The organism is Gracilimonas tropica DSM 19535 (genome assembly GCF_000375425.1).
GTDB lineage: Bacteria > Bacteroidota > Rhodothermia > Balneolales > Balneolaceae > Gracilimonas > Gracilimonas tropica.
This window is the reverse complement of the sequence record NZ_AQXG01000009.1, coordinates 117,633-133,024: the sequence shown is the minus strand read 5'-3', so window position 1 is coordinate 133,024 and position 15,392 is coordinate 117,633. Positions and strand designations below refer to the sequence as shown.

Genomic DNA, 15,392 nt, shown 5'->3' with positions numbered 1-15,392 from the left:
ATCCCGAGAACTCGGGACCAAGGTTGAGGTCGCGAGTTCGCTTTAAAACCACACCATATTTTGACTTATTGCGGGAATAGCTCAGTGGTAGAGCACAACCTTGCCAAGGTTGGGGTCGCGAGTTCGAATCTCGTTTCCCGCTCAAATAGAAGGACAGTTATTATTGAGTAGCTGTCCTTTTTTTATTTTCGGGATCACTTATGCATCAAACCTACATTATTTATAGCATTGCCAATGATCGCTTTTACATTGGTTCTACCGGAGTGGGCGTAGAAAAAAGAGTGGAAAGACATAATCAAGGGTGGACTCGCTCAACCAAATCTGGAGCACCATGGGTTCTCAAATATGTGCGCAGTTTTCAACACAAAACCGATGCACTAAAATGGGAATATCACATCAAACGGCAGAAAAACAGAGCCTTCATCGAGAAACTCATCAGCTCAGACGAAAATGAATTTCATAAAGAATAGCTCAGTGAAGAGCATCCCGTAGCCACGGGACCAAGGTTGGGGGCGTCCCGTGAATACGGGAAATCTCGTTTCCCGCTCAATTCGCTCAATTAAATGACCGGCCGTGATTTTCTATTTTTACTTATTTTGAGTTTACTGATTGCTTCAGAATGCTATATTTAGCGGTGAAATCTTATAACTGATCCAAATATGAAAGTACTACGAAATCGAGCTTTTCGATGGGGTCTTTTGATGGTAGGCCTACTCGCCATCATAACACTGACCGGAATGAACGTTCTTTCACTTTATGATCTTCGGGATCGTATGGTTGAGAGTGAAGAAGAACGTCGCATCGATCAACTTGATGAGATCAACGATTCTATACGAAATCAAATTTTAGCTCCGCTGAGAGGCCTTTATAAATTGGAACTTGAGCCTATTGAAGCCTCTATTCAAAGAACGGGACATTTGCCGGAGAACATTCAGGAGGTACTACAGCGATCATCCGAAAGTCCTTTCTTTACCGGCATCTATTTTACCCCGGAAGGCATCGACCCTTGTGAGCCTGGGACAGAAGTGTATCAATATGACCCCGCGCAATTACAAGTAGTTCCGGTCTCTGAATATCCCGATATTTTGTGCGATGGCGTTGGCATTACCCGAACAAAAACCCGTATTCAGCTAAACGACTTTAATTACCGATGGAATAATAATTTCGAGTTTGATACGCATAGAAGCCTTAATCTTGGCTTGATCAATCTCGCTGAAAGCAGAATGATCGGCGTTCTGACGCTCACATTGGATCAGGATTACATTACTAATGAAGTCCTGCCTCCTATTCTCAAGAATTATTTCGGAGATAGTAAAGAAACGGGTATTGTTGTTTGGGTTTTGGACTGGCCGGACAATAATGTTATTGCTTCAAGTGATCCGGATGTAGAATACGATCGGGACCTTAGAGACTACCGGATAAGATTTTCAGGTTCCGGCTTTTTTGATAACTGGTCCATGAATTTGGCGTTTCTTAAGTCTCCGGTAACTTCCGCTTATAATGATACGCTTCTGAAAAACCTATTTGTATTAGGTGTAGCTGTACTTTTTCTCTTGGGAGCGCTGATCTTCATGTTTGTGACCGCTCAGCGTGAAAGGCACCTCGCCCAACGGCAGGCAAGTTTCTTGGCCAATGTTACTCACGAACTAAAAACGCCGTTAGCGGTAATGCAAGCAGCCGGTGAGAATATATCCGATGGGCGGGTAACCGAACCAAAACGCTTAAAACAATACGGTGAACATATTTATAATGAATCCATTCGGCTTCGGGGAATGATCGAGAAATTACTGGATGTAGCTCGTGTTGATTCCGGGCAGAATATGATCAAAGCTGCCCCTTATGAAGTGAAGGAACTTTTGGCTAATTACTTGTCCGAAAACAGGGAATATATAGAGAAGAAGGGATTCAAGGTTTCATTTAAGACTACAGAAGATTCTACACTCAGCCTTATAGACAGTGATAGTTTCGAAACCATTGTAAATAATCTTACCGAAAATGCTCTAAAATATAGTACTGATGAAAAATTTATTGAGTACCAGGTTTCTACAGCAAAAGACTCGGTTTATTTCAGTATTACTGATCATGGTATCGGCATTCCTAAAAAAGACCAGAAAAATATTTTCAAAAAATTCTACCGGGTCGAAAAATCCGACACTCAAAGCCAAAAGATCAAAGGCCATGGATTGGGGCTCAGTATTGTGCAGAATTTGGTAGAACTGAATGAAGGAACGATTGACATAAAAAGTAGTTTGGGCAAGGGAACAACATTTATTGTAAGATTTCCTAAATTGGATCACGGTGAGACTGACGTTGGTGCTGATATTTCATCCAACTCAAATTCTTCATCCCTGAATACAAAAAATAAGCACACAAAATATGTCGGATAAGCGAATGAAAGTACTCGTTGTGGAAGACGAGCCAAGTTTAGTATTTACCCTGCGGGATACACTCGAAAGTGAAGGTTACGATGTGGTTGTCAGTGAGGAGGGTACAGAAGCTGTAAATATGGCTAAAGAACATGATCCGGATATCATGATCCTGGATATCATGCTGCCCGGTAAAAGTGGATACGAGATCATGGAAGAAATCAGAAAGGAAAAACTAACTTTCCCGGTGATCATGCTTACAGCCAAGGATCAGGAGCCTGATAAAGTAAAAGGATTGAATTTGGGAGCTGACGATTACCTCACCAAGCCGTTTGGGGTAAAAGAATTACTTGCCCGTATTGAAGCGCGGTTACGTCGGGCCGGCACTTATTCTACTTCAGGTGAAGTAGACATTTTACAATTAGGTCCTGTAAAAATCGACCTGAAAGAATCTGTTGTGCAACGCCCTGATAATGAAGAGCTCGAATTAACCTCCCGGGAGGTTGAACTAATCCGTTATTTATTAAAAAGTGCAAATGAGCCGGTTTCAAGAGATGAACTCCTTGAAAAAGTATGGCGCTATGAATTTAGCACCAACACCCGTACGGTAGATGTACATATCTCCAAATTAAGAGCCAAGATCGAAGTTCACCCAGATGACCCCCGATACTTGATTACTCTTCACGGTGTGGGGTATATGCTAAGAAGCAGCTGATCAGACTAACTGATCCATTTCTTTTTTCATAGTTGCTTTCACAAACTTGATAAAATTCTTTACCTGGGAGTCTAATAATTTTTGCTTGAAAGGATCCGTTAAGCCCCGGTCCTCATCAAATTCATTTTTTATACGGGGAATAAATACCCGTTCAGGAAATTGAAGAGCATTTCGATAATTAGCGATCATCTGAAATTGCTCTACCGATCTTAATGCCCCAAAAGCCCCTGAAGATTCTCCGATAAAAGCCATAGGCATTTTTTCAAAAGCAGCCGGAAAAGGCAAATAGTCGATAAATATCTTCAAGATGCCCGGGAAACTGCCATTATATTCCGGGATCACAAAAACAAGGCCGTCAGCATTAATTATAGGTTCTCTAAACTGTTCAATTGCCGGTAATTTTTTACCATATCGCCCACCTACCACTTCCTCAAGAGGAAAATCTTCTAAACTGATAACTTCCGCATCAACTCCCTCTTGCTCGTAAAGGGTCTGTACGTAACTTGAAACTTTAAGTGCATATGAATTTGGACGATCGGTCCCGCTTACAATTTTTAAATTCATTGATAGGGAGTTAAAACTGATTATTTATTCTTTTCAAGATACCAATTACTCCATAAAATCATTCCGAAACTAAACCAACCAGAAACAACCTTATTTTGTAAGCGCTTTTGCTGTAAAAAGAATAATATAATAGTTATTATAAAAAATTGACCTTATTTATTTTTGTATTTATAAAATTCATTCATATATTTTCAGGCGTATTAAGGGAATTAACTGATTTCCTTCAGACACAAACTTTTATTCCGCCTAATATTTTTCAGAGGGTTCGGTTGGTTAGGCTGCGATTTACTCTCTGATGGTATTAGTGACTCCAACAACTGGCGAAAGGTGACCCTTTCGCCAGTTTTATATTTGAGAATGGCTGTTCTTCTTCACAATTTTAGCGAATGTAGATAAAATCATTTCGCTAAGATGCCTTCTTATAAAAATATAGTTCTTGAGTGTGTCCAAGGGAACATTACTAAACAACCTGATATTTCCGCCATTGTAAATGCCGCTAACGCTCAGTTGAGAACCGGAGGCGGTGTTGCGGGAGCCATTCATCGGGCAGCCGGGCCAAAACTTGCTGAAGAATGCCGGGCTAAAGCACCTATTTCACCGGGTGAGGCTGTAATTTCCGGTGCATATAATTTACCCAATCAATATGTCATCCATTGCCTCGGTCCTGTTTACGGGCAAGACAAACCCGAAGAGGAATTATTGGCAAACTGTTACAGAAATGCCTTGAAATTGGCAGAAGAACATGAGAATGACTCCATCGCTTTTCCTGCTATTTCCACAGGTGTGTTTGGGTATCCTACCAGGGAAGCTGCAACAGTGGCTTTTGAAACCATAAGAGATACATTAGAACAGCTGGAGTCTGTAAAAGAAATAAGGTTTGTGCTATTTAGTGAGGAAGACCTTCGCATTCATCAAAGAATGTTAGAAGAAATTTTTAAACCCGATTAATCAATTGCAGAGACACAAGATTTGGTGTCTCTGCACCTAATTTGACCAAAATGTATTCACAAGTTATTTACCCTTTTTTTTGATCTCCTGCCATTTCTTCCAAAGCAATGCCTCTCTCCCCTGATTTCCTGCTTCATACCAACGCTTATTCTTCAACTCATCCGGCAGATATTGCTGTTCTACCCAATTATTCGGGTGATCATGCGGGTATTTGTAATCATTGGATGCGTTTTCTACCCCAAGGTGTTTGGCTCCTAATTTGTTAGCTGTTTTATCTTTCAAATAGGGCGGGATGTCTTTCACGCCCCGCTCACTGATCTCACGGTTCACCTCAAAAATAGCTTTGGTACTGTTACTTTTGGGGCTTTGACTCAGATACAAACAAGCATGCGACAAAAAATACATTCCTTCCGGCATGCCACATTTCATAAATGCCTCCTGGCAGGAATTAATAATCGTAATGGCATTGGGTTCTGCCAGTCCCACATCTTCGCTGGCAAAAATGAGCATTCTTCGGAAGATAAAAATGGGATCATCGCCTCCCTCCAGCATCGCATTCATCCAGTACAAAGCCGCGTCCGGATCAGAACCGCGCATGGATTTTATGAAGGCAGAGGCATAGTGGTAGTGCTCATCCCCGGTGCGATCATATCGCACATTTCGTCGCTGAATACTTTCTTTGGCTACATTCAGGTCGATAGTGATTTTGCCTTTCTCATCTGTTTTACTGGATAAAACGGCTACTTCCAGGGCATTTAATGCATTTCGGATATCACCACCAGCCATTTCTGCAAGGTGATTAAAAGCATCCTCAGTTACCTCGATCTCCTTTTTTCCCAAACCTTTTTCTTCGTCCTTCAACGCTCGATTTAACATCAGTTTTACTTCATCCATCGTTAAGGGGTGAAGTTCGAAAAGCTGACATCTCGAGAGCAGCGGATTCACCAAAGAGTAGAACGGGTTTTCGGTTGTAGCTCCCACCAGCGTAATAATTCCGGATTCCAAATGCGGTAGCAGCGCATCCTGCTGTGCCTTATTCCAGCGGTGAATTTCATCTACAAAGAGAATGGTTTTGCGACCGTTGAGCTTTCGAAGCTTCTCTGCCTTGTCAACCACATTTCGCAATTCTTTAATGCCATCCAACACCGCATTGATGACTTCAAACTGGGCTTTGATCTCACGGGAGATTACATGGGCTAAGGTCGTCTTTCCCGAACTTGGCGGACCATAAAAAATAAGTGATCCGATCACTCCGCTTTCGATCATGCGCCGGAGCATTTTTCCTTCACCAACCAGATGTTCCTGCCCGGCAAACTCATCCAGTGACTGCGGACGCATTCGGGTAGCTAAAGGCTCACTATACTGCGGATTTTCTTTCTGTGATGAAGATTGAAAAGCACCGGATTTTTTTTCTTCGAAAAGATCCATGAATAAAGTTCGTGGGGATTGAAAAAGTATATGTAAGATATGTGTTTTAGAGGAAAGAAGTTGTCAGAATACTGAAATCAGAAATCAATATTCTGAATCCTGAGTTCTGAAACCTGAGCCCTCCTCTACAAAAACGATTTCTGAGTTCCATACTTTTCCAGATACCGATCCAGCTTTAACTTTTTTCTGGTTGAATCGCTCGTCATATAGCGGAGTTTGCCATAGATCGGTCGTTCCTGCCAGGCGCGATCGAATCGTCCAAAGCACCAAAAAATGCCGGAATAGCTATTGGGATCTCTTCCATCCAAGGCGTACCGATTATTCAGTTCAATCATGTAATCAAGTGCAGTGCGATAATCTTTGGTCCACTCGATGATCTTTTTCCCCCACAGCATTCGCAGATAATTTTGCATGATGCCCGTTTCCCGAAGCTGCGTTTGGGCCGCATTCCAGATCTCATCGTGCGTTTTGGATTGAGCCAATTCTTCCAGCTCGTACACCCACTCCCGCTCGTCATCCTGATGCTTGCTGAGGGTTTTATGCACCCAATCGGGCAGGCTTTCAAACTGATCGTAATCCGGCCGGTGATGGGCAAAATGGAATCCAACTTCACGCCACGTAATTACTTCATCCAAAAAACTTTCCACATTCGGGTCGCCGTTAAAAAAACCGGTATTCTTCCCATTGTTAGGAGTGATGTCATCAAGATCCCAACCCTCCGGCTGATGATCCAGGACGGCTTTCACGATCTCGTATTCACTGATCAAGCCGAAGTGCAGCCAGGGACTTAATCCACTTGCCGCATCGGCATCAGGGTCGTTTCGTTCCTCATCGTAGCGACTCAATCCGTGTGCAATAAAGTCCCCCAATTTTCCAAGCGCATATTTGCGTGTCCCTTTTTTCTCGGTGATACCGATCTCGTGGTTGATATCCAGCTCAGAAATAAATCCGGGTATGTCTTCTAAAATCTTGTCAGCCCGGGGATATTTTTCTTCAAATCCTTCCGGCAATTTTACCTCTTCATGATTTTGTAAGTCATCGGTCGGATCTTTTTTAGGAGGATGAGTAAAGGCTTCCAAAAAATGCTTCTGCATTACCTTTCGAAAAAGATAGGCAGAGTAAGGGTCTTTGTCGGTGACTTTGAGTGGAATGATACCATTGGAGTCGATGGAAATGTATGAAACGTCAATTTCCCCGGCCATTTTCTCATTGTTTTCCCGGATGATATACACGGGATATTCATCCGCCACTACAGCCACGGCATGTTCAGCCAGCTCAAAAAATGAATTTTTTACCGTTCCGGCTTCCCGTTCTGCATAACAATAATGATTTACTCCGGTCCCTCTCAATTCGTCCAGATGTTCCTTCATACCTTCCAACAGAAACGCATGAAAGCGATCACTGGCCCAGGGGTAATTCACCATTACGCTTTCGTAGATCAGCAGCGGCTTATCGAATTTATTGGCGAGCGCAACGGCGTATTCGAGGGCGTAATTGTATTGTGTGCGCCGGTGGATCTGCATCCAGTACAGGATGTAATCGCCATCCGGATTTGGCTCGTTATCGTTGCGCTTAAACTTTCGGTAACTGTTTATGTTTTTCATAGTGGTCTGCATTCTGTACGGGCAAACCAATTTGCGTCACGACTAATTCCGAATACGAAGCATGCTTTTATTATATGGCCTGATCTCCATGGTATGGCCAAGATCAGGCTCTTCCTGATTTGCAACGGAGATCACGATCAACGTGTCTGACTGAACCCTTTCGATCTTATAATCATAGTTCAGGTCATTCAGATCCAGATCTTCGACATCAAAAGACTCATTGATCCCATCCTCAATAATTTCATATTCCGCCGCTGCAAAACCCACTTCAGCTAATTCTGTACGCATCATGTCTCTAACGCGATTTCTTTCAGCACTGACTTTGGTATTCTTATAAACCTGCACATGTGTGATCACAACCGGAACGATCATAAATGATGCGATACAAATAGCACCACCAATGTACCAAAACCAGGGTTTTGCTCTTTCCGTATCCAACTTTGATCTTTTGAATCCCTTAAAAAAAAGATAGGGGCCGATCATCAAATACAATACGACATTTAAAAACATGGAAGCGGTACGCCAGCTGACCGAAAACCCCTCAACCGCATCTCCACTAAACGTATTAATAGCATCAACAGTGATTAATCCGATAATGACATTGGTTGGGTGCACATTAAAAAGGTAGTTAATGTCAGCCTGCAGGAAATTCCACCTATCTTGCAGAAAACTAAAAGCCAGAGGCACCAGCACTAAAACCATCACAAGTATGAGCCATTCATTGATTCTTCTAATTGAGAACTTCATAACTGACCCCCTCTTTATTTAAGGTGAATTCCATTTCAAACCGGCCAATCTGACCGTCATAGTTTTCGTACTCTTGATCCGATCCCAGGGAAATATCGGTGACAGCAATAATTTTTACTTCATCAGCATCTTCATCAATTTCATAAAAATGATTGATGTTATCATCTGCATTGCTGCTATCTTTTTCGATCCTTAAGTCCTGATCAGATAAATAGATTCCATTTTCCCCCAGGTGCTCCGACATCAGATCCCGATAAGTAGCAACGATTGATTCCCTGTCATTTTGGTGATATTGGCCCAGTACATACAAGAACTTTTCTCGCACATCAGCCTGAGTAATTCCGGAATCGATGGTTTTCCGAATCTCCAATAGCAATCCTTTTTGATAATCTTTCATGCCATAATCATGAACAAAAGAGATGGCGTTAAAAAGCATGATAAGGACCGCGAGTGCAGCTACCACACGCCAAGTCCATTTTGATTCAAAATCCTTTTTACTCTGTTTTAACAGACTTCCAAGGAACAGAAAGGCTACCGCCAAAGCCATACCTAAGGCCAGCCATATCTTCCCAAAATAAAGTGGAACGAAAAATCCTGCAGCCGCAAGTGCAAGTGCCCCGAACAGTCGTTTTGTTTCTTTGTCCATAGTACACCTATTTTTTTATGAATAGGTGGAAGAAGTGGATTTTTCAGTAATAATGCAAAATTACTAATGCTCTAAGTCTCTAATGAACCTTTCTGAATCCTGACGTATCATTCCCTTTTCCTCTTCACTTTTCTTATCAAACATATTCACCATAAAATTGGCGCGGCCGTTTTGGGTGAAGGTCTCCCGCTGTTTATTAATGAAATTCCAGTAGAGGTAATTAAACGGACAGGCATCCTCCCCGGTTTTTTTGCTGATCTTGTACTCGCAGTGTTTGCAGTAATCGCTCATCTTGTTGATGTAATTCCCGCTGCTCACGTATGGTTTGGAGGCTAGCACACCACCGTCCGCAAAGGTGGACATCCCTAAAACATTCGGAAGAACTACCCATTCATACGCATCCACATATGCCAGGTGAAACCAACGATTCAGTTCCCGAGGATCGGTTTCCGTGAGATTGCTGAAGTTACTGAGCACCATCAGTCGCGGAATATGATGGGAATATCCATTTTCGATCACCGGTTTTAAACATTCGCTCAGACAGTTCATCCTGGTCTCACCCGACCAATACATCTCCGGTAGTTTCCTGGTGAAATTAAAGTGATTGGCTTCGCGCACTTCCGGCATCATGGCTTCATAATAGATGCGCACATATTCGCGCCAACCGATGATCTGACGAATAAATCCCTCCACCGAATTCAATCGGGCTTTTCCATTTTTATAGGCCTCTTCGGCTTTGTCACAGGCTTCTTTTGGGAGAATCAATCCATTATTCAAATACACCGACAGCTGGGAATGAAAAAGTTCGTATTCGCCATGAGCCATCGCATCTTCGTATGGACCGAATTCATCCAAGCGCTCATCTATAAATTCATTCAGGCGATATAGCGCTTGTCTTCTGGTGACGGCATAACTGAAATTTTCGCTTTTCCCGAAACTTTCTCTATACCAATCTTCGATCATTTCGATGACTTCTGCGGTAATCTCATCCACTTCAGTTTCGGCAATTTTTGGCAGTGGATGATCTTTGGGCAACTTTTCCCGATTCTGCTCATCATAATTCCATTCCCCGCCTTCGGGCTGATCTCCATTCATCAGGTAGCCGGACTTTCGTCGCATTTCCCGATAAAAATATTCCATCAGCCAACCGTCTTTCACCCGCTCTTTATATTCCTCAGGATCGGCCAGAAAAAAATTATTGGGGACTTCCTCAACTCTTTTCCCAAATTCTTTTTTTACTTTTTGAAGCCGTTCTCTCGAATCCCATTCGGAGGGAGTCATGTACGTTAGATTTAGGCTTTCATGATTCGTTAATATCTCTTTTAATCCATCATCAAAGTGTTTTTTGGTGGAATAATAGTGTACCGGAAATCCGGCTTCTGCACATTCCAATGCAAAATGACGCATGCTGCTGAGCACATAGATCGCTTTCTTTTTGTGATGCGGAAGTTCCTGGCCTTTCCCGGCAGACTCCATGAAAATAAGCAGCGGTTTCTCTTCCCGTATCCAGCTGGGCCAGGCATCCAGATTCAACTGATCGTGCAGCACAAAAACCGCTTTCTGATGATCTGCAAGGTTAGCTTTCGGGATGTTTGAATCGATATGGGATAGATAGGTTCGGCTCATGCCAGAAGAATGAATAAAATAGTATTCAGCGTTCCTTATTTAGAATCTTATCTGCTTTTAAAGTATCATTCAGTATGGAAAGAAAAATGATCATAGGTATTATGGGACCAGGTGAAAGTGCCGCAGAAAGTGATCTCGAAGTGGCGTTTCAGCTTGGAAAAAAGCTTGCAGAAGAAAACTTTCTCGTCCTGACCGGCGGACGTTCACAAGGGGTAATGGATGCGGCCATGAAAGGAGCAAAATCGGCCGGTGGAACAACCATCGGGATTTTACCTTCTGCGGATGGAAACGATCAATCAAAGTTCGTGGATATTCCCATCAAAACAGGGATGGGAAGTGCCCGGAATAACATCAACGTTCTGACTTCGGATCTGGTGGTGGCAGTAGGAATGGGCGCCGGAACAGCTTCGGAGGTCACATTAGCGATCAAAGCAAACAAGCCTGTAATTTTGATGAATGCTTCCCCGGAAACGATGCCCTTTTTGGAGCAATTCGCTCATCCTGAATTAGTTAAGGCAAACACTATTGAAGAAGCCTTGCAGAACATAAATCGCTTTCTTTCTGATTCATAAATCACAAGCGTAAGTAATTCCATTACAAACTCTTTCTCCGTTTTTTGCGATCATATTGCTACTAAAATGGGGAATTACAATGAAAGATCTGACCACATTTCAGCTTATTCAAAAACGCCTGAAGAAACATTCATTTTGGGGACATGTGAAAGGTTGGTGGTTTTCCCGGAAGTTTGATAAACATGGTTTTTTAGTTGTTACTGAATGGTGGCCTTTCCCTAAAGTTATCAAGAGAGGAGGAAGGCTTACAGCCGAAAATTGTCAGTTCTATTCAGGCGTGCGCTTTGAAATTGGGCCTGAGGGAAATCTTTCGATCGGGAATGGAACCTATATCAACCGAAATACGCTTATTATTTGTGAAAAAGAAGTCAGGATCGGCCGGAATTGTAAGATCTCGTGGAACGTCACCATCATGGACTCTGATCTTCACCCTTTGAATTCAGAAAAAGTAGAAAATAAAGCCGTGCACATTGAAGATGATGCATGGATCGGTTGTGAGGCCATCATTTTAAAAGGAGTAACGGTCGGAAAGGGAGCTATTATAGCAGCCGGTTCGCTGGTCACAAAAGATGTTCCCGGCTATACCATTTTTGGAGGTAATCCTGCAAAGTATATCACGGATGTACAAACCCAAAAAATTCCGGATTATTCTGCGTAATTATTTTACAGCTGCAGCTGCACATTGTGTATGATGGTTACAATTCAAAAGCACCTTTTCTGATAGAAACGCTTCTTATCATCATTTAAAGCACGATTTCTTTCTTTGGCACATCAATTGCAATGAAAAAGCAAGAAAACCAAGGGAGGAAATTATGGATACACAAGTTCTTGAGAAATCATATCCGGTTTTAGGAGTGGATATATCTACCTACTCAAAAGAACACTTTTTTGAAGCGGTTCATAGTGCCCTCGATCTGCCTACGGGAAATGGGCAGCCTCTATTTGTTGTGACCGTAAATCCGGAAATTGCGATACAAGCTATTATAGACAACGATTTTAATCAAATTCTACATCGCTCTTCTATCAATACCGCCGATGGTGTAGGTATCAGCTGGGCAATTCGCTATCTGTACGGCTTGCATGTAGATCGTATCACCGGATCCGACTCCGTCGAAAAGATCTGCGCCATTGCTGCCCAAAAAAATAATTCAGTTTTCTTATATGGAGCCCAACCGGGAGTAGCTGAACGAGCTTCATCACTGCTCAAAGAAAAGATCGAAGCTTTGCATATTACCGGCACTTATGCTCCTGAACGAAATGACTTGCATTTTGAAGATCTGCCGGAACCGGTTCAACAGCAACTCCGGGAAGCCAATGTGGTTTTTGTGGCTTTAGGTGCGCCTGCTCAGGAGAAATGGATCTACAAAAATTTACCTCACCTGACCCATTGTAAAGTAATTATCGGTATTGGCGGTTCTTTTGACTTCATAACGGGCGATATAAAACGAGCCCCGCTTTTTATGCGCAAAACCGGCCTCGAGTGGATGTACCGCTTATACCTTCAACCTTCCCGGTGGCGACGGATGCTAAAACTCCCACTGTTTGCCCTCAACATCATTTTAATACGGGCAAGCATGCAAATACCAAAAAGTCCCCGTGCGCATAATATGCGACAAAGTCATTCCTAAAAGGAAAAGATTATACCGATGGAATGCTTCAGCCGTAGACGTATTCCTGCGGCTTTTCGGTGAAATGTGCGCCTCAGCTTTTCTTGATTTATAAATAGATCATATAAGAGCTGCTGTAATCTTCGGTTACTTTTTAGGTGAACCGTTCGGTTTCGAAATGTCAGATCAGATACAGCATATTTGTATGCTTCCGAGCCTCTTAAGAAATCGTATGAAGTGAAGTTTTGCTCGATGGCATTTAGGAGTGTTTCAAAGAACAAAGCCGTTCCCGGCCCTTCTTTATAATATTCCGAGTCTGTATTTGTTACGGTATGAGCTCCATACATTCTTCCCTTAAACATGTAATTCAGATCCATTGCCAGCAGCTCATTTTCATCTTGAATGGGTGATAAAGCATATATTTGAGCCCATCCTTTTTTAAAGAATTGTAACGAAATATCCTGATGAAACTGAAGGTTCGACCTTTCATAAAAAGTACCAATGGAACCTAATTTATTCCATTTCTTCTGATGCAGATCTACAAATTGGTTCCACATTTTGATGAACTCATCTTCACTTTTAGGCGACCTGACTTGAAATATTCTCTCGCTCCCTGCACCATGTATTTTTCGAAGAGCGGTTTTAGCCTTATATCTCCGGTTCTTATTCAAGCGAGTCAGGTAGTCTTGCCAACTGCTGCTGCAAACTATCAGCTGGCTGGGTTCTTGATCGATGATATGTACCCTGGAAAATTCTTTATGAATGAGAGGAAGAGCATGCATCCAGAATGCACTTTGCTCCGGTATTACGTCGAGTATAATCTCATCCATTTGGGGAAAGATTCCCGCTAAATATGGCACTATAAGCTCGTAGGCAAAACCGGCTTCGCCTTTCTTAATGATTCCATCCAAATAATCAGTATACGATATTAACCCAAGCATATTTGCTTTTTGCGGCTGGCTCACATTTGAACCCAGGAACCTCAAAGCCGTATAAAATGAATGTCCCAATACCTCCACAGAATCTCTGAAAAGGGGAAAAATTGCAATCATTTCCCCTTCTCTTTTCAAGATCACCAGGTGGAGTGAATTGGAGTTTCCAAAATATTTCCACCACGTCCGATTCCATTCAAACGTTTGAAAAATGGAACATTCAGAGGCTTCACATAACTGACTCCAGCTTACCTCGAGGCTATCAAAGTCTTGTTCGGAAGTAACAATCTCAATACTTACATTCTCCGCCCATTTTTTCTTATAACCGACCGTCACTTTTACAGCTTCGGATGCATTTTTCTTCATAGGCACTCACATAGGCTATACTATTACTTCAAGCTTTTCTTTTTTTTCGCGAGAGTATGCATTGGTCCATTTTTTCCGTTGAAGTAAATAATTTAAAGCGTCATCGATATGCTCCCCGATTACATTCCAGTCATATTTTGATTTCACCAAATCCCGTCCATTTTCAACCAATCGGTTTGACAGTGCCCGGTTATGCATTAATTCAACGACTGCTTCAGCGAATGCTTCCGGTTCATCCCGAACCAGCAGGTGTTCTCCGTTCACCACTTCAATGCCTTCGCAGCCAATACTTGTTGATACAATAGGTTTTTCCATAGACATCGCTTCTACAACTTTCAAGCGGGTTCCACTTCCCATATTCAACGGCACGATATACACAGAAGCGCGATCTATCCATGGCCGCACATCATCTACAAATCCGGTAATGATAACATCACGCGATTGTTTTTTAAGCAGCATTTTCGGCGGATTATTTCCCACTACATATACTTTTGCTTCCGGTATTTTATTCTTGATCTTCGGAAATATCTTATCCAGGAAAAACATGATGCCATCATTGTTTGGCACATACCCCATTGCTCCCGTAAACACCATTGAATACGGTTCAGGTTGAATATTCTGGGGTTGAAAATATTGGGTATCCACGCCGTTGGGAATCACAAAATGCTGTGCATTCTCTGAATGCTGCTGAATGATGTCCCGGTCTCTGGAAGAGGTTGAGAAAATAGCATCCTGCTTTTTAAATACGGCCACTTCCTCCTGAAAGGTCTTGCGGTATTCACGCTCATAAAATTTCTTGCGGGTCAACGACCAATCGAGGGTACTCATCCGCCGGAAGTTATCATACTCTACGTTATGGGCATCCAGTATTTTGATTGCATCAGATGGAAGATCGAAATGCCCCATGGATGCAAATTCGGTGAGTATGAAATCAAAATCAGCGCTATCTAACAACTCATTAAGCATTCGTTGCATTTCATTGGAATAGGTCCACCGATACCAATAGCTGCGTTTTGTAAACAATGTAGTTACCTGTCGTAATCGTCGAGTCCTTTTTCGGTGTACATTCCGAAAATGCATTTTGTTGTTCAATATTGGGAAGGACTTCTCAAATGCTTCCATGTCTCCATATTCGTTATAACCGGCTACGGTGACGTCATAGTTTTCTGTAAGATGCTTCAGGATATGATAGACTCTCAAAGCTCCTCCAAAAGTAGGGGGTGTAGGCACATATGGAAATAATTGCAGAACTTTCATCTTATTACTAATTA

General features: G+C 42.4%; 14 protein-coding genes, 1 tRNA gene and 1 pseudogene. 8 read left to right on the top strand and 8 right to left on the bottom strand.

Annotated features, from left to right (window positions below; translation table 11 throughout):
- Positions 1 to 70: 70 nt before the first annotated feature.
- The 4 genes from B151_RS0113505 to B151_RS0113490 all read left to right on the top strand — a co-directional run bounded on the left by B151_RS0113505 (position 71) and on the right by B151_RS0113490 (position 3,081).
- A tRNA-Gly gene (locus B151_RS0113505) sits at positions 71 to 142 on the top strand.
- A gap of 58 nt (positions 143 to 200) precedes the next feature.
- Positions 201 to 470 carry a GIY-YIG nuclease family protein gene (locus B151_RS18835; protein WP_020404181.1) on the top strand — a complete coding sequence of 90 codons (270 nt, stop codon included), beginning with the start codon at positions 201 to 203 and terminating at the stop codon, positions 468 to 470.
- A 189-nt stretch (positions 471 to 659) separates the two neighbouring features.
- The gene (locus B151_RS0113495; RefSeq protein ID WP_020404180.1) at positions 660 to 2,387 is read left to right on the top strand and encodes a sensor histidine kinase; all 1,728 of its coding nucleotides are present in this window, start codon (positions 660 to 662) and stop codon (positions 2,385 to 2,387) included.
- Positions 2,377 to 3,081: a response regulator transcription factor gene (locus B151_RS0113490; RefSeq protein WP_020404179.1), complete on the top strand. Its 705-nt coding sequence runs from the start codon at positions 2,377 to 2,379 to the stop codon at positions 3,079 to 3,081. Before B151_RS0113495 ends, B151_RS0113490 begins: the two co-directional genes overlap by 11 nt.
- Here B151_RS0113490 and B151_RS0113485 read toward each other — a convergent pair whose 3' ends face one another.
- Positions 3,082 to 3,645 (bottom strand): NADPH-dependent FMN reductase, encoded by a 564-nt coding sequence (locus B151_RS0113485; RefSeq protein WP_020404178.1) that lies wholly within the window; start codon positions 3,643 to 3,645, stop codon positions 3,082 to 3,084.
- 411 nt (positions 3,646 to 4,056) lie between these two features.
- Here B151_RS0113485 and B151_RS0113480 point away from each other — a divergent pair, with 411 nt between their 5' ends.
- Positions 4,057 to 4,593: a macro domain-containing protein gene (locus B151_RS0113480; protein WP_020404177.1), complete on the top strand. Its 537-nt coding sequence runs from the start codon at positions 4,057 to 4,059 to the stop codon at positions 4,591 to 4,593.
- A gap of 63 nt (positions 4,594 to 4,656) precedes the next feature.
- Here the strand turns inward: B151_RS0113480 and B151_RS0113475 are convergent, their stop codons facing one another.
- From B151_RS0113475 to B151_RS0113455, 5 genes are all read right to left on the bottom strand, one after another.
- Positions 4,657 to 6,021: a replication-associated recombination protein A gene (locus B151_RS0113475; protein ID WP_020404176.1), complete on the bottom strand. Its 1,365-nt coding sequence runs from the start codon at positions 6,019 to 6,021 to the stop codon at positions 4,657 to 4,659.
- A gap of 125 nt (positions 6,022 to 6,146) precedes the next feature.
- Positions 6,147 to 7,625 (bottom strand): hypothetical protein, encoded by a 1,479-nt coding sequence (locus tag B151_RS0113470; protein ID WP_157471015.1) that lies wholly within the window; start codon positions 7,623 to 7,625, stop codon positions 6,147 to 6,149.
- A 42-nt stretch (positions 7,626 to 7,667) separates the two neighbouring features.
- A complete protein-coding gene (locus B151_RS0113465; protein ID WP_020404174.1) occupies positions 7,668 to 8,372 on the bottom strand; it encodes a hypothetical protein in 705 nt (234 codons plus the stop codon).
- Positions 8,356 to 9,018: a hypothetical protein gene (locus B151_RS0113460; RefSeq protein WP_020404173.1), complete on the bottom strand. Its 663-nt coding sequence runs from the start codon at positions 9,016 to 9,018 to the stop codon at positions 8,356 to 8,358. The genes B151_RS0113465 and B151_RS0113460 overlap by 17 nt, the downstream gene beginning before the upstream one ends.
- A 63-nt stretch (positions 9,019 to 9,081) precedes the next feature.
- Positions 9,082 to 10,644: a cryptochrome/photolyase family protein gene (locus B151_RS0113455; RefSeq protein ID WP_020404172.1), complete on the bottom strand. Its 1,563-nt coding sequence runs from the start codon at positions 10,642 to 10,644 to the stop codon at positions 9,082 to 9,084.
- A gap of 74 nt (positions 10,645 to 10,718) precedes the next feature.
- On the opposite strand from B151_RS0113455, the gene B151_RS0113450 reads away from it, so the two are divergent.
- The 3 genes and pseudogenes from B151_RS0113450 (at position 10,719) to B151_RS18825 (ending at position 12,844) form a co-directional block, all read left to right on the top strand.
- Positions 10,719 to 11,216, top strand: coding sequence for a TIGR00725 family protein (locus tag B151_RS0113450; RefSeq protein ID WP_026166670.1), 498 nt, complete (start codon positions 10,719 to 10,721; stop codon positions 11,214 to 11,216).
- A 469-nt stretch (positions 11,217 to 11,685) separates the two neighbouring features.
- A pseudogene (locus B151_RS20505) lies at positions 11,686 to 11,832 on the top strand (DapH/DapD/GlmU-related protein); the annotation flags it as partial.
- A 196-nt stretch (positions 11,833 to 12,028) separates the two neighbouring features.
- Complete coding sequence (locus tag B151_RS18825) at positions 12,029 to 12,844, top strand: WecB/TagA/CpsF family glycosyltransferase (protein ID WP_020404169.1); 816 nt, start codon at positions 12,029 to 12,031, stop codon at positions 12,842 to 12,844.
- Here B151_RS18825 and B151_RS0113435 read toward each other — a convergent pair.
- Both B151_RS0113435 and B151_RS0113430 read right to left on the bottom strand, forming a co-directional pair.
- Positions 12,841 to 14,121, bottom strand: coding sequence for a GNAT family N-acetyltransferase (locus tag B151_RS0113435; protein ID WP_020404168.1), 1,281 nt, complete (start codon positions 14,119 to 14,121; stop codon positions 12,841 to 12,843). The genes B151_RS18825 and B151_RS0113435 overlap by 4 nt on opposite strands.
- A gap of 15 nt (positions 14,122 to 14,136) precedes the next feature.
- A complete protein-coding gene (locus B151_RS0113430) occupies positions 14,137 to 15,378 on the bottom strand; it encodes a glycosyltransferase (RefSeq protein ID WP_020404167.1) in 1,242 nt (413 codons plus the stop codon).
- Positions 15,379 to 15,392 lie beyond the last annotated feature (14 nt).

Excerpts from the sequence above, each read along its gene's own strand:
- B151_RS0113480 (WP_020404177.1), top strand. The coding sequence starts at position 4,057 with ATGCCTTCTTATAAAAATATAGTTCTTGAGTGTGTCCAAGGGAACATT.
- B151_RS0113485 (WP_020404178.1), bottom strand. The coding sequence starts at position 3,645 with ATGAATTTAAAAATTGTAAGCGGGACCGATCGTCCAAATTCATATGCA.
- B151_RS18825 (WP_020404169.1), top strand. The coding sequence starts at position 12,029 with ATGGATACACAAGTTCTTGAGAAATCATATCCGGTTTTAGGAGTGGAT.
- B151_RS0113490 (WP_020404179.1), top strand. The coding sequence starts at position 2,377 with ATGTCGGATAAGCGAATGAAAGTACTCGTTGTGGAAGACGAGCCAAGT.
- B151_RS0113460 (WP_020404173.1), bottom strand. The coding sequence starts at position 9,018 with ATGGACAAAGAAACAAAACGACTGTTCGGGGCACTTGCACTTGCGGCT.
- B151_RS18835 (WP_020404181.1), top strand. The coding sequence starts at position 201 with ATGCATCAAACCTACATTATTTATAGCATTGCCAATGATCGCTTTTAC.
- B151_RS0113430 (WP_020404167.1), bottom strand. The coding sequence starts at position 15,378 with ATGAAAGTTCTGCAATTATTTCCATATGTGCCTACACCCCCTACTTTT.
- B151_RS0113435 (WP_020404168.1), bottom strand. The coding sequence starts at position 14,121 with ATGAAGAAAAATGCATCCGAAGCTGTAAAAGTGACGGTCGGTTATAAG.
- B151_RS0113475 (WP_020404176.1), bottom strand. The coding sequence starts at position 6,021 with ATGGATCTTTTCGAAGAAAAAAAATCCGGTGCTTTTCAATCTTCATCA.
- B151_RS0113465 (WP_020404174.1), bottom strand. The coding sequence starts at position 8,372 with ATGAAGTTCTCAATTAGAAGAATCAATGAATGGCTCATACTTGTGATG.
- B151_RS0113495 (WP_020404180.1), top strand. The coding sequence starts at position 660 with ATGAAAGTACTACGAAATCGAGCTTTTCGATGGGGTCTTTTGATGGTA.
- B151_RS0113455 (WP_020404172.1), bottom strand. The coding sequence starts at position 10,644 with ATGAGCCGAACCTATCTATCCCATATCGATTCAAACATCCCGAAAGCT.
- B151_RS0113470 (WP_157471015.1), bottom strand. The coding sequence starts at position 7,625 with ATGAAAAACATAAACAGTTACCGAAAGTTTAAGCGCAACGATAACGAG.
- B151_RS0113450 (WP_026166670.1), top strand. The coding sequence starts at position 10,719 with ATGGAAAGAAAAATGATCATAGGTATTATGGGACCAGGTGAAAGTGCC.